This window comes from Streptomyces sp. NPDC053673, from assembly GCF_055585225.1.
In genome coordinates this window covers 1-19,731 of record NZ_JBVJKN010000005.1, presented here as the reverse complement: position 1 = coordinate 19,731, position 19,731 = coordinate 1, and the positions used below count along the sequence as shown (strand labels likewise).

Sequence of the window (19,731 nt, the reverse complement as noted above, 5' to 3'; positions counted from 1 at the left end):
GGCTCAGAGCGAGGCCATCCGGTCCGGTGCCCGCCCTCACGCGATGTGCGCCAAAGCTCGCCTCGCCACCTCGCGGCCGATCGGGAGGGACGCCGTCGCCGCCGGGGAGGGCGCGTTCAGTACGTGGACCGTGCGGCGGGCCTCCTTGATCAGGAAGTCGTCCACGAGGGTGCCGTCCCGGAGCACCGCCTGGGCCCGCACCCCCGCGGCCGTCGGCCGCAGATCGTCCTCCGTGACGGCGGGCAGGAGCCGGCGGACCGCCGTGGTGAAGGCGCTCTTGGAGAGGGAGCGGTGCAGTTCGCCCGCGCCGTAGCGCCAGTGGCGGCGGGCGATGCTCCAGGAGCCGGGCCAGCTCAGCGTGGCCGCGAGCTCGCGCGGGTGGACCGTGGACCAGCCGTAGCCCTCGCGGGCCAGGGCCGGGACCGCGTTCGGCCCCACGTGGACACCGCCCTCGATGCCCCGGGTGAGGTGGACCCCGAGGAAGGGGAATGCCGGATCCGGCACCGGGTACACCAGGCCACGCACCAGCTCGGGGCGCGCCAGCTCGTAGTACTCACCCCGGAACGGGATGATCCGCATACCCGGCTCGTCGCCCGCCAGCCGCGCCACCCGGTCGCACTGCAGCCCCGCGCAGTTCACCATGGCCCGGGCGCGGACGATCCTCCCGGAAGCCGTACGGACCGCGACACCCCAGGGCCGCCGGTCGACCGTCCGCACCTCCTCGCCGTAAAGGATCTCCGCGCCCGATGCGCCGGAGGCCTCCGCGAGCTGCGCCGCGACCGCACCGAAGTCGCACACCCCGGTCGTCCCGACCTGGATCGCCGCGAGTCCCCGCACCTGCGGCTCGTACTCCGCGATCTGCGCCGGGCCCAGCTCGCGCACCGGAATCCCGTTCTCCCTGCCGCGCTGGACCAGGGCGTGCAGCCGGGGCAGCTCCTCGCGCTCGGTGGCGACGATCAGCTTGCCGGTGACCTCATGCGCAATTCCGTACTCCGCGCAGAACTTGACCATCTCCGCGGCCCCGCGCACGGCGAAACGTGCCTTCAGTGACCCCGGCCGGTAGTAGATCCCGCTGTGGATCACTCCGCTGTTCCGCCCGGTCTGGTGCCGGGCGGGGCCCGACTCCTTCTCCAGCACCACCACGGAGGTGCCCGGCGCCGCGCGCGTCAGGGCATACGCCGTCGAGAGGCCGATGATCCCGCCACCGATCACCAGCACGTCGCAGTCGTATGCCGCCGTCATCCCACACCTCCCACCCGGGCTGCGCCGTCCCACGTGACACGACACCTGATCGCGGCTGCGTCGCGGGCCGACCCCCCGATGATGCACTGGCCCACTGACAATCGCGTTAAACCAGGTGGGACACGCCTCACGTGAGTCGTACGGCTCACGCCGGAGCCATCAGCAGTGGCCTGGCCCGCTCCCGCAGCTCCGCCACGCGCGGCTCGTCCCCGTACGGCTCGAGCCGGTGCAGCAGATCCCGTACGTACTCCGTCGTACGCGCGGACGAAATCCGGCCCGCGACCTCCACCGCCCGGGTGCCCGCCGCGCAGGCCGCGTCCAGGTTTCCCGACTCCAGTTCGGCCACGGCGCTCACCACCAGGCGCAGCCCGTGCGAGCGGACGAACTCCTCCGTCGGCCGGGACAGGGCCTGCTCCGTGAAGCGCCGCACCTGCCGCGGCGCCTTCAGGTCCCGGTAGCACTCGGCGGCGTCGGCCGCGAACCGGTCGTACGAGTAGAAGCCCAGCCAGGACGGGTCCGCGTCGCCTTCCCGGGAACGCTCCAGCCACGCCTCCGCGGCCCTCAGCGCCGCTCCGGCCGCGGCCGCGTCGCTCGCCTTCGCGTGCGCCCGCGCCTCCACCAGCCGGAAGAAGCTCATCGTCCGGGCGGTGGCCAGTCCGCGGTTGCGCTCCACGGCCGCCTGCGCCAGGTCCACGCCCTCGTCGGCGAAGCCCCGGTACGTGGCCTGCAGCGACATGGAGGCCAGGACATAGCCGCCCAGCGGTACGTCGGCGGCGGCCCGCGCGAGCCGCAGCGCCTGGATGTAGTACCGCTGTGCCGCCTCCTGCTGGCCCGTGTCGAAGGCCATCCAGCCCGCCAGCCGGGTCAGCTCCGCGGTCGCGCCGAACAGCGCCCGGCCGACCTCGTCCGAGTACGAACCGAGCAGCAGCGGCGCCGCGTCGACCCTCAAGCACTCCGGGACCATCGACGAACGCCAGTCGCCGCCGCCGTACTTGGAGTCCCAGCGCCGGGCGTCCTCCGCCGCCTCGCGCAGCTTGGCCACGTCGCTGTGGCCCACGCGGACATGGCTGTCCTCGGGGACGTCCGTGCCTTCCGCGCCCTCCGCGCCCTCCGCACCCGCGGCGCCCGCAGTGCCTGCTGTGCCCTCCACGGTTCGCTCCACCGACGAGTCGGCGGGGGTTATCAGCCAGCGGGACGCGGGCGTCGCGTACGCGCTCACCGCGAAGGAGCCCGCGAGCGACTGCCAGATCCCGCCGCCGCCGGCTCGTCGGCCCGCCAGATCCAGCCGGTACAGCTCGGTGGCCGACTTCACCGCCTCGCCCACGTCGCGCGGGAAGGCGAGCCCGACCTCGGGGGCCGGGTCGGCGTCCGCGAGCCCGATCTCGTGCAGCGGCACCGGGCGGCCCAGCTTCTGCCCGATGGCGGCGGCGATGAGATGGGGTGCGGCGCCTTGCGGCACCATGCCCTTCGACACCCACCTGGCCACCGACGTCTTGTCGTAGCGCAGGGTCAGACCGCGCTGCGCTCCGAGGTCGTTGACCCGCCGGGCGAGACCGGCGTTGCTGATTCCCGCGAGGGCGAGAACGGTGCCGAGCTTCTCGTTCGGCCCGCGTTGCTCCCTGGACATGCGCCACCCCTCGACACACAGACGGCCGCCGGGCGTCCGGTCCGGCGTTCGCGCTGCGTTCCCCCCGTGGGACAACCCCACGGATCCCGGCCGCAAGAGCGCGTGGCCGAGCCCCTCGGAATATGCACCCCCCGCGGAGAACAGCAGTGACACACAGGGTAGTTCGCCGCATCCCGACCGTTAAGAGGCGGTGTTCCGTATGGCGAGATTGTTGTGTGTTCGACGGACGAAGGGCCGCTGGAGCGTGCTCCGGGTGTGTGGCCGTGCGCCTGTCCGTGCGCTCTCGTCCGGCCGGAACGGGAGCGCTTCCATGAGTGCTGCGTGGGTCGGCCCGCTGGCTAGGGATCCAGTGGGCTGGGGGACACCGCCGTCTCAATCCCCGCGGGCGGCGGACCGGTCCGGGAGGCGAACAGCGCCTCCCGGACTGTGTGTCTGTGCGGATGTCGGTACGGATATCCGGTTCCGTGATGCCCGAAGATTGGCTGAATGTCGCCCTTCCGCCGGGCGGCTTCCAGGGTTTGCCGACGGCACCGCGGTCGGTTCACGGCCGTTCCCGGTCGGTGCGCAGTCGGTTGACGGGTCGCTGCGAGGCTGAATCGAGGGCCGGTACGCGGCCGGTTCGAGGCCGCACTTCGCGGTGACGCCGACCGTCGGCAAATGGCCAATGCCAGGGGCGCGTTCACTTTTTGCGCGCGCGACCCGGAGCCCCTCCTGTGCGCTGTTGTCGTGGCAGCATGTCTTCATCGGGTGTGCCGAATCGGGTGTGCCGAGGGTTGTCCACAGGCTGTGGAGGCGCGATGCGGTGGCTGGTGGGGTGGAGCAGTATTGCCGCAAGCTTCGGCACGGCGGGCGCCGTGGGTACCCGGTCCTCCGATCCCGGCGAAGCGAGCCGCACTGTTCACCCCGTCGGTGCGCAGCTCCTGTGGGGAGATCCCGATCCGCTCTGGGCCGTCGGCGACTGGCGGCCCGACGAGATCCGCGTCGTCACCGTCGACCCTCCCCCGGGCTCCGCCGGGGGGACCCCCGTCACCCGCCTTGCCGTACTGGGCTGTTGCGCCGCCGGCGACGAGGAGCTGCGCGTCGGGCTCTTCGCGGCGCGCGGCGGGGCGCTGCGCCATCTCACCGCCTGGGCCGGCAGCTACACCGCGGTCGTCCAGGTCGGCCGCCGGATCACCATCGCCGGTGACCTGGCCGGCGCGCGGCCCGTCTTCTACACGCCCTGGGCCAACGGCACGGCGTACGCCACGGCCGCGCTGCCCCTGGCCGACCTCATCGAGGCCCAGCTCGACATCGGGCACCTCGCCGCGCTGCTCGCCTGCCCGGAAACCCCCGAGGCGCTGCGCGACTCCACCCCGTACGCGGGGGTCAAACGGATCCCGCCCGGCCACGCACTGATCTTGCGTGAAGGCTCACGCGAGATCGCCGGGTACGAGCCGGTCGCCTCGCTCGCCGTCGCCGCGCCCCAACTCGAGACACGGCGGGCGGTGGACGCGATGCGGGACGCGCTGGTCGACGCCGTACGCGCGAGACTCACCGCGCCCCGGCACGCGCCCGAGACGTTGCCGCCCGACCCCGGGCCCGTGCCCGGGATGGGCCCGGCGGAACGGCGCGCGGCACGGGGCGCCCCCGCTCCCGGCATCGGCGCGGACCTCTCCGGAGGCGTCGCTTCCGGGACCCTCGCGCTGCTCGCCGCCGGGCTGCCCGGAGTGCCCGGCACGATACTCGGCCACGGCACGGGCGCGGGGGAGCGGCTGCTGGCCGTGACCTTCAACGACCTGGCAACGCCGCAGGGCCGGGAGGCCGAGATGGAGCGTGCCCGGGCCATCGCCGCGAACCCGAGGCTGCACCACGTGGTCGTCGCGGCGGGCGAGGAGGCACTGCCGTACGCGGGCCTCGAAGGACCGCTGACCGATGAGCCGGGCCCCTCGCTCGTCGAGGCCGAACGCAACAGGAGACGGCTGGCGTCCGGGAGCGCCGACCACTTCACGGGGCTGGGTGCCCGCCAGGTACTGGACGCGCATCCGGCGCGGCTCGCGGACCTGCTGATGGACCGCCGGCGGCGGCCGCTGCTCCGTCCCGTCTCGGCGCTGGCCCGCGCGTCCGGCCCGTCCGCGGGCTCGCTCCTCGTCCCCCTGACGGTCTACCGGGCGGCGCGGCGGCTCGCGCGTACGCCGTACCGGACCGGGCTCGAGTCGGCGGCGGCGCGGCTGCCGGAGGCGAACCGTGCCGCGACAGCGGTGAACGGCCCCCTGGGGGCGTCGCTGGCGGCCCTCACGTGGTCCCGGCCGGGACCGGCGGCGCGATGGCTCACGGGTGAGGCGCTCGCTGAAGTATCGGTTCGCCTGCAGGAGGCGGCGATGCGGCCGACGTCGGTGCAGCGTCCGGGGGAGGCGCGGGCACGTGCCGCGCTCGCGCGGCATGCCGCGGATCACCGGGTGCTGGAGCAGGCCGCGGAGGTGCGCAGCCAGCGGCTGCACGCGCCGTTCCTCGACAACCAGGTCGTACGGGCCGCGCGCGATCTGCCCGAGGCGCTCCGGGTACAGCCCGGGGCGCGGGCCGAGGTCCTGCGCGCCGTGCTCGCGGGCGCGGGCATCCACGATCTGCCGCCGGGCTGGGGCGCGCCGTCCCATGCGGCGTCGACCGCCGCGACGCGGGCGGGCCTGCGGGTCTCCCTGCCGGAGCTGATCGGGCTGTTCGACACGCCGCTGCTCGCCGACGCGGGGCTGGTGGAGGCGCGAGTCGTCCGCAAGGCCCTGCGGGCGGCGTCGGAGGGCGAGCCGGTCCCGCTGGACGGCCTCGCGGACCTGGTCTCCACGGAGCTCTGGCTCCGGCGGCTGCTGGCGCGGCGGGGCACGTGCTGGACGGGGACGGCGGCGCCGCGGCAGCGGGCGGTGGCGGCGGGGGTGCCGCCGAGGCGGACGTTGCAGTCGTAGGCCCCTCTTGGGGCGCGGGGCGCCTCCGGCGGGGGATGCGGTGAGCCTCCGGCGGGTGCGGGTGCGGGTGCGGGTGCGGGTGCGGGTGCGGGTGACGGTGTGCCCGGTGCCGTGGGCGCGGCCGGTGTGTCCGTCCTCAAACTCCCCCTACGCCCTGCGGCGTGGGGGGACCCGGGCTTGATGAGGCCGCTGCCGGTGGGTGGTGGGGCGGGGCCCCTCCGGGCTCGACTCCTCGGGACCGGCGTGTTGCCCGGTACCGCGGGATCGCCCGGTACTTCCGCCGGTCCCTGCGGGGCCGACCCTGCACGGCCCCGCCCCCGGGGCCGTCTCCCGTCCGCGGGCTGTGGGGCAGCTTTGGCCTGGGTCCGGCTCGTACGCCGGGTGCGGGCCGTGGGGTGGGTCTTCTTTGTCACGGGCGGTCGCGGTCAGCGTGGCGGTCTGCTGAAGAGAGTGGCCGGGCGTTCCTGCCGCTCTCCGTCGACGATGATGTCGACGGACTCGTTGTAGAAGGCCACCATGCCCTGGATGACGTTCACGGCCGGCAGCGGATCGGGATAGCTCCAGGCGACGTCGGGCCGTACGTCTTCGGCGCCCGCCCACGACCAGTATTCGGTCGCCACACCCTTGTACGGGCAGCGAGTTCGTGAGTCGGTCCGGGTGAAGAGATCGAGGCGGACGTCCTTGCGCGGGAAGTAGTAGCGGACCGGCAGATGCGTCTCGAACAGGAGTACCGGCGTTCGCGTGTCCGCGACGACCGTGCCCGCGATCTCGACCTGGACGTGACGGGTGCTGGGCAGCGCGTCCACCCGCTTGTGAGGGTCACGAGGGTGCACGAAGATCTCCTCCTCCTCTTCGTACCAGTGGTCGAGCACCTCCCGCCCGAACCACTCGAAGCAGATGTGACCGGCCAGCTCCTCACCGGGATACGTCCAGGCCGCCGCCTTGATGATCCGGTCGTCGAGCACAAGGTCGTAGAAGACGGTGGCTCCCGCGTGACGCCGGGTCGCGGGCCGCTCGGTCCTTCGCAGCAGGTCCGTGCGGACGTCCTCGGCGGGGAAGGCGTACAGCGGTACGGGACGGCCGGGCTCCCACACGAGAAGCGGCCGGTGGCTGTCGACGACCGTGACGTCGTCCTTCGTCCCGCGCACCCAGCGTTCACTGGGCTCCCAGATCACGCTGTCGGCCGGATCGGGCCGGCGCCGGACGACAGGCACGGATCGCGGAGTCCCACTCGATGTGGTCATGAGTCCACCGTGCGCGGCGCCACGGCCCGCGGCAACGCCGCACCCCCGGAAAAGCACGCGCACCCCCGGCGCCGCGTCGCGAGAATGGGGCCGTGCGGTATCTCATCCTCGGTGTCACCGAAGCTCGCGACGAGCGCGGCGGTCCCGTTCCGGTCGGTGGTCCGAGGCTGCGGGCCCTCCTGGGGGCGCTGGCGTACCGGGGCGGGCGGGCCGTCGGCGTACGGGAGCTCGTGGGGGATGTGTGGGGCGCGGAGCCCCCGCACGACGCCCCCGCCGCGCTCCAGGCACTCGTCGCGCGGCTGCGCCGCGCGCTCGGCAAGGGCGCGGTCGAGTCCACCCCCGCCGGCTACCGGCTCGCCGCCGTACCGGACGACATCGATCTGTACGTCTTCGAGCGCCTCGTCCGTACCGGCACCGCCCAGCTCGACGCGGGCGACCCCGGCGCCGCGGCCGGCACGTTCCGCGAAGCCCTCGCGCTCTGGCGGGGTCCCGCGCTCGCGGACCTTCCCGAGGCGGATCTGGGTGTCCGTCCGGAGGCCCAGCGCCTCGCGGCCGTGCGGCAGCGCATCGAGGCCGACCTCAGGTACGGAGCCGCCGACACCCTCGTGCCCGAGCTCGAAGAGCTGACCACGGCGCACCCGTACGACGAAACCTTCCGCGTCCAGCTGATCCGTGCCCTGCGCGCCGAGGGCCGCCAGGCCGATGCCCTCGCCGCGTACGAGGACGCCCGCCGGACCCTTGCCGACGGGCTCGGTACCGATCCGGGTCCCGAACTGACCGACCAGTACGGGCAGTTGCTGGCAGCGCCGCCTGCCGAACCCGGAGGGAACCTGCGGCCCCGGCTCACCTCGTTCGTCGGGCGTGAGCCCGAACTCGCAGCCATACGCGCGGAGCTGACCCGCTCCCGGCTGGTCACCCTCACCGGCCCCGGCGGCGCCGGCAAGACCCGCCTCGCCGAGGAGGCCGCCGCCGCGGACCCCGGCGCCTGGCTCGCCGAACTCGCCCCGCTCGACGATCCCACGGCCGTACCCGGAGCCGTCCTCTCCGCGCTCGGACTGCGCGAGACGCACCTGATCACCCGGGAGGGGCAGCCGCTCCACGACGACCCCACCGAACGGCTCGTCGAGCATCTCGCGCACCGTGCCCCGCTGCTCATCCTCGACAACTGCGAGCACGTCGTCGGCGCCGCCGCCGAACTCGCCGAGACCCTGCTCACCCACTGTCCGCGGCTGCGGATCCTCGCAACGAGCCGGGAGCCCCTGGGGGTGCCCGGAGAATCCGTCCGTCCTGTGGACTCCCTGCCCCAGGACTCGGCCCTGCGGCTCTTCGCCGACCGGGGCGCGGCCGCGAACCCCGTCTTCCGGATCGACGACGACCGTGCGGCGGCCGAGGAGATATGCCGCCGCCTCGACGGGCTGCCGCTCGCCATCGAACTCGCCGCCGCCCGGCTGCGGATGCTCACTCCGCGCCAGATCGCCGACCGTCTCGACGACCGTTTCCGGCTGCTGACCAGCGGCAGCCGCACCGTCCTGCCGCGGCAGCAGACGCTCCGTGCGGTCGTCGACTGGTCGTGGGAGCTGCTGGACGACGCCGAGCGCTCGGCCCTGCGCCGGCTCTCGGTCTTCGCCGGCGGCTGGGATCTGACCGCGGCCGAAGCGGTGAGCGTGGACCCGGGAAGTGGGGACGCGGCCGCCCTGCTGGGCGCCCTCGTCGACAAGTCCCTGGTCACAGCCGTTCCCGACGGAGACGGTGAGATGCGGCTGCGGATGCTGGAGACCATCCACGAGTACGCTGCCGAGCGCGCCGCCGAGACTCCGGAGCTGCGCGCCACTGCGGAGCGCGCCCACACCGCCCACTTCACGGCCCTGGTCGAGCAGGCCGACCCGGAGATCCGTTCGGCCGGACAGTTGCCCTGGATGCGCAGGCTGGAGGCAGACCTCGACAACATCCGCGCCGCCCTCCACCGCGTGACCGCACGCCGCGAGGACGAGCCGTACGCCCTCCGTCTGGTCCTCGCGATGAGCTGGTTCTGGTGGCTGCGCAACTACCGGCCCGAGGGGCTCACCTGGGTCACGCGGACGATCGCCCTCGCCCCGGACCTGGACGGCGGCGGCCGGAACGACCCCCGTTACTGGCCCCGTATGCACGTGCGCATGCTGCAGCTCTTCTTCGACGAGAGCAGTGCGATGCCTGCGGCGTTCGAGGATCCGGACACGCGGCGAACAGCCCGCCGGCTACGGGACGTCTTCCGCGCCGGCGGCGCGGAGGCCGCCCGCTTTCCCGGGCTGGTCTGGCCCTTCGCCAGCTATCTCGCCGACGGCCCCGAACGGGTACGGGAGCTCCTGGACGAATCCATCGCCAACTGCCGTATCCACGGCGGCGACTGGGAGACGGGCGTGGTCCTGATGCTCCGTACGCACATGGCCATCGACTATCCGGGCGGTGTCGAGGGGGTCGACGACGACCTCGCCGAGCTGCGCGACATCAGCCGCCGCGTCGGCGACCGCTGGATGCGCGCGCAGGTCGCGAGCGCCATCGCCGAGGCGGCCATGATGCGCGGGCGGTACGAGGACGCGCACGTCGCGTACACCGAGGGGCTCGGTCTCGCCCGGGAAGTCGGCGCTCATGCCGAGGCCCCGTTCCTGCTGGCCCGGCTTGCCGAACTCGCCTACCGGGCGGGCGATGTGGAGGCCGCCGAGAAGGGCCTCGACGAAGCGTCCGACGAGGCCGAGCGCTACAACGTCCAGGACACCCGGGCGTTCGTGCGCATGCTCCGCTCGGTGATCGCCCTGGAACGCGGCGAGATCCGGCATGCCCGCCGGCTCGCCGAGGAAGCCAAGGTGGCCGCTGCCGCCGGTACGCCGCCGCCGCACTTCGCCGTGGCGCTCAGAGCTCTCGATGCCCGGATCGCCGCCCACGAGGAGGACGGGGGCGCCCTCACCGGCGTGCCCGCACTCGCCGCCGCGCTGCGCGCAGCGCTGGAGTGCCGCTGCGCCGAGGTCATCACCGCACACATCGCCGAGAGCGCCGCTGCCGTGCTGCCGCTGCTCGGTGAGGACCGGCTCGCCGTACGGATCCTCGCCGCGGCGGAGGCGTGGCGGACCGGAATACCCCGGTCCGTGCCGGAGCGCCGCATGGTGGAAGCCGTCGAGAGCGGGGCCCGCGCGAGCCTCGGTGAGGAGCGGTACGAGGCCGAACGCGCCGTCGGCGCCGGTCTCACCCTCGCTCAGGTCATCGAAGCCCTGGAAGCGGCAGTACGCAGCGGCACCTGATCTGCGTGGGCTGATCCGGGGCGCCTGATCTGCGTGGGCTGATCCGCGCTGGCTGACCTGCGTTGGCTGATCCATGCCGCCTGATCCATGCCGCCTGATCCGGGGCGGGCGCTCAGTGGCAGCTGATCCGCGACTGCGCCCAGTCCGCGAGTGCCACCGAGTCGAAGGGGGTGTGCGGCTCCACCACCAGCCGGATCGTCTTCCGCCCGGAGAGACCGACGCTCACCGGCACCGCCGGGTCGCCACCGCGCAGCACCGGCGACCGCCACAGCCGCGCCCCGTCCCCGTACACGGAGAACCGCACCGCGCCGAGGCCGAGGTTCAGATCGTCGACCCCGACCAGGGCGTCGTACGAGATGCACCGGCGGTTCAGGTCGATGGTCACGGACGACTTGGCGCGGACCGAGACCCCGTGCCCGTACCGGGTGCCGTCGATGGACATGCCCCAGCGCTGCCAGAGCCAGCTGCTCTCGCCGAGCCGCACCTCCGGCTCGGTGTGGTCACCGAACGCCCCGTACTTCAGCCGGTTGACCTGGTAGACGGTCGGGTCGGGCGCCGTGGGCGGAGTGGGCACCGGGGTCGGCTTCGGCGCCGGCTTCTGCGTGGGCGTGGTCGGCTTCGGCTTCTGCTCCGACGGTGCGGGCTCGGTCGCCGGGGCCTCCGGGACGGCCGGTGTGGGCTTCTTCGGCGACGGCGACGGCGACGGCTCCGACGCGGAGGACGCGGGCGGAGCCGGGGGCTCCGCCTTCGGAGAAGGGGTGGGCTGCTGCGGTACGACGGGCTGTGCGGCCGACGGCTTCGCCTCGGACTTCGGCGCGGCTGCCGGATCTCCCGACAGCGCCCACACGAGCCCGGCGGTGGCCGCTATGGCCGCCGTCGCGGCGAGTCCGGCCTTCACCGGTGCCGCCAGGCCCTCCGCGGCCGCGGCGCCGCCCGCACCACCGGAACCCGCGGTGGCCGATCCCGATCCGGCCGTGGCAGCGGCGGCACCCGCCCCCGCCGCGCCCGCGGCTCCGCCCGCCACGATCCCGGCCGCCTTGAGCGAGTACCCGGCGGCGAACCAGCCGATGACCGCGACCGGCAGCAGCGCGGGGATCCCGGCATTGACCTGCTCCAGTTCCCCCACGGCCAGCCGGCACCTGGCGCACTCCTCCAGGTGCTTGCGCAGCCCCCGCTCGGCCCGCATCCGCAGCCCGCCCCGGGCGTACGCCCCGAGCCGGTCGGCGTGCTGCGCGCAGTCGCCGCTCGAGGTGAGCGTGCTGCTCACATGGGCCTGCAGATAGGCCTGCTTGAGCCCCTCACGGGCGCGGCCGGCCAGCACCGCCGTGGCGTTGGCGGTGAGGCCGAACAGCGGTGCCACCTCGCTGGGCGACTCCTCCTCGACGGTCGTGTGCCACAGCACCGCCTGCCACCGCTCGGGCAGCGAGCGGAAGGCCTGCAGGGCCAGTGAGCGGTCGGCCTCGTGCATCGCGCGGACGTCCGCGCCGAGATCGATGGTGCCTTGGTCCGGAACCTCGGAGGAGCGGGCGGACCGGTCGGCGAAGACCGCGAAGTCCTCGACCAGTTGCTCCCGCTTCGAGGACTTCGTCCAGGCGGCGGCAACCCGGCGCACGGTCGTCAGCAGATAGGCCCGTACGGCCTGCTCGGGCCCTGCGCCGCCGCGCACCGCCTGCAGCGTCCGGGCGAACACCTCGGCCGTCAGGTCGTCCGCGGTGTCGGCGTCGCGGCAGCACGTGCGCGCGTAGCGGCGCACCGCGCCCGAGTGCCGCCGGAACAGCTCCGCGTACGCGCTGTCGTCACCTTCGCGCATCCGCTGGACCAAGTCGGCGTCGGACGGCGGCAGATCGGCGGCCGTGGCCCCGCTGCCGCCTGTGCGCTGCGGCGGCACGCTCGCGTCGGCGTCCACCGGTCGCCCGGCGCCCGAGGAGCGGCCGACGCTTCTGGAATACCCGGGACCGCCCTGGCTCGGGACCTGCTGAGAAGGCAGCCCGCCGGTCTCCGCGCCGGCTGACCCGGCGAGTGGCTCGTCCCGACCGTCACCGCTCATCGCGGAAGCTCCCGTATGCACCCAGTGACCCGAACTCCGGCCAAGAGTGCCATACAGCAGCAACGTTCAGGACTCCCCCGGACGCACCAACCACTCATCCGGGGAGGCCTCCCGAAACCGAGCACGAGGGTTCGCCCATTCGGGGAGTGCCGAACAGACCGCAAGCCCCCGCGCCCCGACCGTCGTCGCAACGGCCGCGTCATACCGACTGTCGTCACACCGGCCGAGAGCGCAGACCCTCCAGCAAGATGTCCAGCAACCGGGCCGACGCCGCGGCCTGCTGCGCAGCATCGGGCAGCGACGGCGCGGCCGTGGCTATCACCAGCAGCACATCGGCCACCGTGACATCGCCCCGCAGTTCACCGGCCTCGCGCGCCCGGTCGACCAGCTGCCCCACGACCTCGAGCAGCTCGCCGGCACCCGCGTCGTCCTGCTCGGCCGTCGACGCCGGACGCGGCGCGATCACCCGCAGATCGGGCTGACCGGCGATGCCCAGCCGCTGCTGCGGCACCCGCGCCTCGTCGCGCGGGGCCTCCGCGACGACCGTCGAGTCCTCGACGTCCACACCGACGCGCAGCACCTGCGGCGGCAGCAGCCGGCCCGCACCCGACGCGACCGACGTCCGCAGGAACCGGGAGAGCGCCGACCACGGCTCCTCCTCCTGGCCCAGGGCCGTACGCGCCTGCTCCGTCAGCCGGGAGGTCTCCTCCTCGGCTATCCGCCGTACGAGCACGTCCTTGCTCGGGAAGCGGCGGTAGACCGTGCCGACGCCGACCCGCGCCCGGCGCGCCACGTCCTCCATCGGCGCCCCGTAGCCGAGTTCGCCGAACACCTCACGCGCGGCGCGCAGAACATGCTCCAGATTGCGCTGCGCGTCCACGCGCAGCGGAGCCGAACGGCCGGCCGCAGTCGTCGCCACCCGCCCGTTCCCACCGACGTCGGTGGCGACAGCGGTCGGCCAATGCGAATCCTGAATGTGCATGAGCGTTCCCCCGGTAATGATGTCGTCTCCCCCCGGAGACTCCCCGCTGTAACAGCCGGGGTGAATCAGACGAGTCACCGACCCGACACCCCGACGAGGTACGAACATAGTTGAGTCGGGGTCAATTCAGAAGGGGCAGTTCCGTACGGTGCGCCCCCCGATCGGAGCAAGGGCCGGAACGTTCCTGTTTCCGCCCCCTCCCTCCACCCCCCTTGCCCCCGCTGACCTGCGCACCTTCCCCTACGGAGGGGATCCGGCCAGGTGCTGCCCGGCCAAAACCTGCGGTCACACAATTTGCCGGGCCTGTGGACAAACTCCTGAGGCCGTTGCGTCATGGGAAGGTGAAGGCTGCATACTCCCGGGACACGACCCCCGGTTCCTCGCCGCGCACGCGCATTCTCGTCGTCGGCGGTGGCTACGTGGGGATGTACACGGCACTGCGACTCCAGCAGATGCTGAAGGCGGAGCTGGGGCGTGACGAGATCGAGATCGTCGTGGTGACGCCCGAGCCGTACATGACCTATCAGCCGTTCCTCCCGGAGGCGGCGGCGGGCGCGATCTCGCCCCGCCACGTGGTGGTCCCGCTCCGCCGCGTCCTGAGCAGCTGCAAGATCCTCATCGGCGAGGTCAGGACCGTCGACCATGCCAAGCGCACCGCGACGGTCACGACCCTCGCCACCGCGGAGGAGGGCACGGGCGGCATCCAGCTCGGGTACGACGAGTTGGTCATCGCACCCGGCTCGATCTCCCGCACGCTCCCGGTCCCCGGCCTCGCCACGTACGGCATCGGCTTCAAGTCCGTCGAGGAGGCCATCGGCCTGCGCAACCACGTCATCGAGCAGATGGACATCGCCTCCTCCACCCGCGAGCCCGCCCTGCGCGACGCGGCCCTCACCTTCGTCTTCGTGGGCGGCGGCTTCGCAGGCGTCGAAGCGCTCGGCGAGCTGGAGGACATGGCCCGCTATGCCACGCGCTACTACCACAACATCAAGCCGGAGGACCTGAAATGGGTCCTGGTCGAGGCGAGCGACCGGATCCTTCCCGAGGTCGGGGAGGAGATGGGCCGGTACGCCATCCGTGAGCTGCGCGCCCGCAACATCGACGTACGGCTGGAAACCCGTCTCGACTCCTGCGAGAACCGTGTCGCCGTTCTCAGCGACGGCACCCGGCACCCGACCCGCACGGTCGTGTGGACCGCCGGTGTCAGGCCCGCGCCCGTCCTCGCCTCCACGGACCTGCCGCTCAACGAGCGCGGCCGGCTCAAGTGCACCGCCCGGCTCACCGTCGAGGGCGTCGAACACGCGTGGTCGGCCGGTGACGCCGCCGCCGTACCGGACGTCACGTCGGACGAGCCAGGCAAGGAGACCGCGCCGAACGCCCAGCACGCCGTCCGCCAGACGAAGGTCCTCGCCGAGAACATCGTCGCCTCCCTGCGTGGGCAGCCTCTCAAGGAGTACGCGCACGCATACGTCGGATCCGTGGCCTCGCTCGGTCTGCACAAGGGCGTGGCGCATGTGTACGGCCGCAAGCTCAAGGGCTATCCCGCCTGGCTGATGCACCGCATCTACCACCTCAGCCGCATGCCCACCTTCAACCGGAAAGCGCGCATCCTCGCCGAGTGGACACTGTCCGGTCTCTTCAAACGTGAGATCGTCTCGCTCGGCTCGCTGGAACATCCGCGCGCCGAGTTCGAACTCGCCGCGGGAGCCGTTCCTTCCAAGCCCCTCACACGCCGCCACGAGGACCCGCCGAGAAGCGGCCGCGCACCGCGGCCGACGGACAGGAAGGGCCCGGCATCGGGGGAGGAGCCCAGAAAGGACTGACGCCGCTGTCAGTGCCGTCGGTCACACTGGACGTGTGACGATAGGTGGACCGACATCTGCACAGAGTGACCTGTCCCCGGGGCGCGGCCACCACCACGACCAGGACGCTGCCGCCCGTGCGCACGAGGGCGCAGCCGCGCAAGACGATCAGCAACGACACCACGAGGCTAGAAAATCCGTGAACTTCACGCGTTGGAGCGCCCGGCTCCCCGGTACGCAGCGTCGCGCCGCAGCGCGGACGGACCGCGGCTCCGTGCCCGCGGCCCGCGGCGAGTACGACCAGCGGCCGGACCGCCTGCCTGACGCCACCGACGCCACCGAAGCCGACGACGCTCCTGGCTCGCCTGGCTCGCCCGCCCCGCCCACCGCGCCCACGCTGGAGCACTTCTCCGTGCGGGAGCTGCTCGGCCCACTGCCCGCCCTGGTCGCCCTCGTCCACGGCCCGGAGCACCGTGTGTCGTACGTCAACGACGCCTATGCCGCGGCGTTCGGCCCCCGTCCCGCAGGTGCCGTCGCCGCCGAAGGCTGCCCCGAGCTCGCCGAGCTGGGCCTGCTTCCGCTGATGGACCAGGTGCTGCGCAGCGGACGGCCCCGCACCGTGAAGTCCCGCCGTTTCCAGGGCGGCGGTTCGTACACGGTCACCTGCCTGCCCGCCGAGGCCCCCGGCAAGGACGGCCAAGTCGTCAGCGGAGTCCTTGTCTTCGCCGCCGATGTCACGGACCACGCCGAGGCTGCGGAGCGGCTGCGCGCCAGCGAGCGCCGCCACCGCGAAACCGCCGTCACCCTGCAGCGCTCCCTGCTCCCACAGGAGCTGGAGCAGCCCGACGACCTGCGGATCGCCGCCACGTACCAACCGGGCGGCACCGACGCCGCGGTCGGCGGCGACTGGTACGACGTGATCACCCTGGGGGCGGGCCGCACCGCCCTCGTCATCGGAGACGTCATGGGCCGCGGGGTGCGCGCCGCCGCCGTCATGGGCCAGCTGCGCACCGCCGTCCGTGCGTACGCCCGCCTCGACCTGCCTCCGCACGAAGTGCTGCAGCTGCTCGACGGGCTGGCCGCCGAGATCGACGCCAGCCAGATCGCCACGTGCGTCTACGCGGTGCACGACCCCAACGAGGGACGGCTCGTATACGCGTCGGCGGGCCACCTGCCGATCCTCGTACGCGACGCGGACGGTACGGTCCACCGCGCCGAGGAGCCGACGGGCCCTCCGCTCGGCACCGGTGGCTGGATCCACACCTCCGGCACGATCGCCCTCCAGCCCGGCTCCACCGCCGTCCTCTACACGGACGGGCTCATCGAGCGGCGCGGCGAGGACATCGACGAAGGCGTCGCCGCCCTGGAGCGGGCGCTGGAGGGTGCGACCGGCACCCCCCAGGTGGTCTGCGACCGGCTCATCCGCTCCCTGGGCGTGACCGCAGAGCATGACGACGATGTCGCGGTCCTCGTCCTCCAGCACCCCAGCCGCACGGGCTCGGACGCGGAGCTCTTCCACAACGCGGCACTGGAGCTGCTCGGCGGTGTCGAAGCGGCGCCCCGCGCGCGTGCTTTCGCTTCGGGGGTGCTGGCCTCCTGGCGTTTCCCCGGGGAGTTGTGCGATCTGGGCGTCCTCGCCGCGAGCGAACTCGTGGCGAACTCGCTGCAGCACGGCACGCCACCCATGCGCCTGCGGCTCCGGCGCACCGACCGCCGCCTGATCATCGAGGTGACGGACGGGGACGACCATCTGCCGCGCCGCCGCCGCGCGGAAACGGAGGACGAGGCGGGCCGCGGGATCTCCATCGTCGCGACGATCGCCTCGTCCTGGGGGAGCCGCCGCACTCCTGGCGGCGGCAAAGCGGTGTGGTGCGAGTTCGCGCTCCCCGACCAGGAACTCGACCAGGTGCCGGACTAGGTCCTGTCCGGACAGGACCTAGGCGGCGGCTTCGAGCTTGCTCTGTGCGCCGTGCGTGTCCTGCGTGCCGTGCGTGTCGTGCTCGGGGCGGTGCTGAGCGACGATCCGCGACTTCGACGCGAGCGCCGGCCGGTCCTGTACGGCCGTGAGGTTCCGCCCCAGCCTCATGGCCAGCACGGTGATACCGAGCGAGAAGAGCACGAACGTCACGATGTACGGACCGTGCAGCGACGCGCCCATGGGCCCGCCCACCGCCGGGCCGACCGCCAGTGCGAGCTGCTTGACCAGCGCGAACGCCGAGTTGTACTGCCCGACCATCGACTCCGGCGCCAGGTCGGCGACGAGCGGCGCCACGGTCGGCGACAGCATCGCCTCACCGAGTCCGAAGAGCGCGTACGTCGAGATGAACGCGGCCGTCGCCATCGTCTGGCTGCCGTGCCCGAGCCCCGCGTACCCCGCGACGAGCCACGCGACGGCCCAGATCAGCCCGACCGCGGCGATCACACGCGAGCGCCGCCGTCGCTCCACGAACTTCAGTACGAGGAACTGCGCGGCCACAATCACCGCGGTGTTCGCGGCCAGGGCGATGCCCAGGGTCGCCGGGGCGATCCCGGCGGCCTCCGTGCCGTATGCCGCCAGCCCCGACTCGAACTGCCCGTAGCAGGCGAAGAACAGCACGAAGCCCAGCACGGACAGCTGCACCATGGCGCGGTGCCCGAGCAGCGTCCGCAGCCCGCCCTTGGCCTTCGCCTCGGTGTTCTCGGGCCGAGCGTCCTGGATCGACGGCGCACCCGGCATCCGGACGGTCGCGGCGATCCCCGCCAGCACGACGAACATCGCCGCTTCGATGCCGAACAGCAGGGTGAAGCTGGCGGGCCGGCTCTCGTCGATGATCTGCCCGCCGATGAGACCACCGATTCCGAGCCCCAGGTTCTGCAGGAAGAACTGCATGGCGAACGCCCTGGTCCGGGTGGACGGGCTGGAGGCCCACACGATCATCGTCGCGAGCGCGGGCTGCATCACGGCGGTGCCGGCGCCCAGCAGCGCGGCGGAGAGCACGGCCGCCGGCACGCTGTCGGCCAGCCCCATGCTCAGCGCACCTGCGGAGGCCAGCAGCGCGGCCACGACCAGAACGGGCAGGGGTCCCCGCCGGTCGATGGCCCTCCCGGTGAAGGGGAGAACGACAAGCGCGGCCATGGCGAAGACGGCGAGCACGGCCCCCGCCGTACCGGCGCCCAGGTCCCGCACCTGAGCCACATACACATAGAGATACGGAACGGTGAACCCGAGCCCGAACGCGCTCAGCACGTTCCCTGCCTGGATCCGGCGCATCGCAGCGCCCATCGCCTTGGTCACACTCACCTGCTTCGGTTGGTCCGTCGAGCGGAGGACTGAAGTCTCAAGACTTCAACACTAAAGTTAGAGCCTTAACAGTACACATCGAAGGACTTAGAAGCCAACCCGATGCATGGGATAGTGAGGCGCATGTCCGACACCCCCGAGCAGCCCGGCCACCAGAAGCAGGCCACTCAGCTCTCCACGGCCGCGCAGGAGCCGAGCCTCGACGAACAGATCGCGGCGTATCAGCGCGAGTTCCGGGACCTGGACCCCCAGGTGGAGAAGGTCGTCTCGGCCCTCGGCCGGCTCAACCGCCGGATGAACGTCGCGTACGGCCGCCAGGTCGCCGCCCTCGGCATCAGCAACGCCGAGTGGGAGGTCCTCAAGACCCTGGTCCTCTCCGGCGCCCCCTATCGCCTCGGCCCCGGCGAGCTCGCCAAGCGCCTCGGCCTCACTCCGGCTGCCATGACCCATCGCATCGACCGCATGGCGGGCGACGGCCTGGTCACCCGCGACCGCGACGAGACCAACCGGGTGCGCGTCATCGTCGAGCTGACGGACGAAGGGCGTTCGAAGTGGCTGGAGGCGATGCGCATGGCCACGAACTTCGAGGAGGACCTCCTCCAGGACCTGTCGAGCGAGGAGCGCGGAGTCCTGGGCGAGCTGCTCATCCGCGTCCTGCGCCGCGTGGAGCACACCCAGCCGGACGCGGGCGGTCGGCTCACCGACCTGGACTAGCCGCCCGGTCGCCCCGGTCGCCCCGGTCGCCCCGGCTGCCCCGGCTGCCCGGCCAGGTAGGTCGGCAAGGTGGCCCGGGGGTGGCCCGGAAGGCGGTCCGGAAGGTGTCCCGCAGATGGATGAACGGGGGAGTTGACACACCCCTGGTCGATCCGTAAGGTTCTTCGAGTTGTCACGGAGCCGGAATGGTTCTGCGACGGCCACTCCCGCCGCTCATGCGGCAACCAAACTCTGCACGATCTCCCAGCCGGGAAGAATTTTGGCATGCCGAAATTCATTTCGATTGACTCGATTATGAGTCGCCCGGGAAATCCGCTAGAGTTTGAAACGTCGGAACGGCCCAACAGCCAGAAAGACAACCTCCTCTGACTGGGAATCAGGCCCGAAAGGATCTGATAGAGTCGGAACCGCCGGAAAGGGAAACGCGAAAGCGAAGAACGGCCCGGCAGCCCGCTCCAGCGGGTGGCGGAAACGGAAATCGGATCTGCTAAGCTGGAAACACCGAAGGGAAGCGCCCGGAGGAAAGCCCGAGAGGGTGAGTACGAAGGAAGCGTCCGTTCCTTGAGAACTCAACAGCGTGCCAAAAAT

At 72.5% G+C, this 19,731-nt stretch carries 11 protein-coding genes; 5 read left to right on the top strand and 6 right to left on the bottom strand.

The window, feature by feature from the left end; translation table 11 throughout:
* Positions 1-36: 36 nt before the first annotated feature.
* Entirely contained in the window at positions 37-1,242 is a 1,206-nt protein-coding gene (gene lhgO, locus ACZ6ZQ_RS09490; protein ID WP_469767981.1) for an L-2-hydroxyglutarate oxidase, read from the bottom strand.
* A gap of 145 nt (positions 1,243-1,387) precedes the next feature.
* A complete protein-coding gene (locus ACZ6ZQ_RS09485; RefSeq protein WP_469767980.1) occupies positions 1,388-2,869 on the bottom strand; it encodes an MFS transporter in 1,482 nt (493 codons plus the stop codon).
* A gap of 797 nt (positions 2,870-3,666) precedes the next feature.
* Here ACZ6ZQ_RS09485 and ACZ6ZQ_RS09480 point away from each other — a divergent pair.
* Positions 3,667-5,802 carry an asparagine synthase-related protein gene (locus ACZ6ZQ_RS09480; protein WP_469767979.1) on the top strand — a complete coding sequence of 712 codons (2,136 nt, stop codon included), beginning with the start codon at positions 3,667-3,669 and terminating at the stop codon, positions 5,800-5,802.
* 425 nt (positions 5,803-6,227) lie between these two features.
* Here the strand turns inward: ACZ6ZQ_RS09480 and ACZ6ZQ_RS09475 are convergent, their stop codons facing one another.
* Positions 6,228-7,046, bottom strand: coding sequence for a DUF427 domain-containing protein (locus ACZ6ZQ_RS09475; RefSeq protein ID WP_469767978.1), 819 nt, complete (start codon positions 7,044-7,046; stop codon positions 6,228-6,230).
* Positions 7,047-7,138: 92 nt separating this feature from the next.
* On the opposite strand from ACZ6ZQ_RS09475, the gene ACZ6ZQ_RS09470 reads away from it, so the two are divergent.
* On the top strand, positions 7,139-10,318 hold the full coding sequence (locus ACZ6ZQ_RS09470; protein ID WP_469767977.1) for a BTAD domain-containing putative transcriptional regulator: 3,180 nt from the start codon (positions 7,139-7,141) through the stop codon (positions 10,316-10,318).
* A gap of 112 nt (positions 10,319-10,430) precedes the next feature.
* Here the strand turns inward: ACZ6ZQ_RS09470 and ACZ6ZQ_RS09465 are convergent, their stop codons facing one another.
* Together ACZ6ZQ_RS09465 and ACZ6ZQ_RS09460 are read right to left on the bottom strand one after the other, a co-directional pair.
* Positions 10,431-12,365: a sigma-70 family RNA polymerase sigma factor gene (locus ACZ6ZQ_RS09465; protein WP_469767976.1), complete on the bottom strand. Its 1,935-nt coding sequence runs from the start codon at positions 12,363-12,365 to the stop codon at positions 10,431-10,433.
* Between the two features lie 214 nt (positions 12,366-12,579).
* Positions 12,580-13,347 (bottom strand): TetR/AcrR family transcriptional regulator, encoded by a 768-nt coding sequence (locus tag ACZ6ZQ_RS09460; RefSeq protein ID WP_469767975.1) that lies wholly within the window; start codon positions 13,345-13,347, stop codon positions 12,580-12,582.
* A 425-nt stretch (positions 13,348-13,772) separates the two neighbouring features.
* On the opposite strand from ACZ6ZQ_RS09460, the gene ACZ6ZQ_RS09455 reads away from it, so the two are divergent.
* Entirely contained in the window at positions 13,773-15,170 is a 1,398-nt protein-coding gene (locus ACZ6ZQ_RS09455; RefSeq protein ID WP_469768260.1) for an NAD(P)/FAD-dependent oxidoreductase, read from the top strand.
* 178 nt (positions 15,171-15,348) lie between these two features.
* The gene (locus ACZ6ZQ_RS09450; RefSeq protein WP_469767974.1) at positions 15,349-17,067 is read left to right on the top strand and encodes an ATP-binding SpoIIE family protein phosphatase; all 1,719 of its coding nucleotides are present in this window, start codon (positions 15,349-15,351) and stop codon (positions 17,065-17,067) included.
* A gap of 18 nt (positions 17,068-17,085) precedes the next feature.
* Here the strand turns inward: ACZ6ZQ_RS09450 and ACZ6ZQ_RS09445 are convergent, their stop codons facing one another.
* Positions 17,086-18,411, bottom strand: coding sequence for an MFS transporter (locus ACZ6ZQ_RS09445; protein WP_469768259.1), 1,326 nt, complete (start codon positions 18,409-18,411; stop codon positions 17,086-17,088).
* A 141-nt stretch (positions 18,412-18,552) separates the two neighbouring features.
* Between ACZ6ZQ_RS09445 and ACZ6ZQ_RS09440 the strand changes: the two genes are divergently transcribed.
* Positions 18,553-19,143 carry a MarR family winged helix-turn-helix transcriptional regulator gene (locus tag ACZ6ZQ_RS09440; RefSeq protein WP_469767973.1) on the top strand — a complete coding sequence of 197 codons (591 nt, stop codon included), beginning with the start codon at positions 18,553-18,555 and terminating at the stop codon, positions 19,141-19,143.
* Positions 19,144-19,731: the final 588 nt, after the last annotated feature.

Coding starts and splice junctions, on each gene's coding strand:
- lhgO (WP_469767981.1), bottom strand. CDS start 1,242: ATGACGGCGGCATACGACTGCGACGTGCTGGTGATCGGTGGCGGGATC.
- ACZ6ZQ_RS09455 (WP_469768260.1), top strand. CDS start 13,773: ATGTACACGGCACTGCGACTCCAGCAGATGCTGAAGGCGGAGCTGGGG.
- ACZ6ZQ_RS09440 (WP_469767973.1), top strand. CDS start 18,553: ATGTCCGACACCCCCGAGCAGCCCGGCCACCAGAAGCAGGCCACTCAG.
- ACZ6ZQ_RS09445 (WP_469768259.1), bottom strand. CDS start 18,411: ATGGGCGCTGCGATGCGCCGGATCCAGGCAGGGAACGTGCTGAGCGCG.
- ACZ6ZQ_RS09465 (WP_469767976.1), bottom strand. CDS start 12,365: ATGAGCGGTGACGGTCGGGACGAGCCACTCGCCGGGTCAGCCGGCGCG.
- ACZ6ZQ_RS09475 (WP_469767978.1), bottom strand. CDS start 7,046: ATGACCACATCGAGTGGGACTCCGCGATCCGTGCCTGTCGTCCGGCGC.
- ACZ6ZQ_RS09480 (WP_469767979.1), top strand. CDS start 3,667: ATGCGGTGGCTGGTGGGGTGGAGCAGTATTGCCGCAAGCTTCGGCACG.
- ACZ6ZQ_RS09460 (WP_469767975.1), bottom strand. CDS start 13,347: ATGCACATTCAGGATTCGCATTGGCCGACCGCTGTCGCCACCGACGTC.
- ACZ6ZQ_RS09485 (WP_469767980.1), bottom strand. CDS start 2,869: ATGTCCAGGGAGCAACGCGGGCCGAACGAGAAGCTCGGCACCGTTCTC.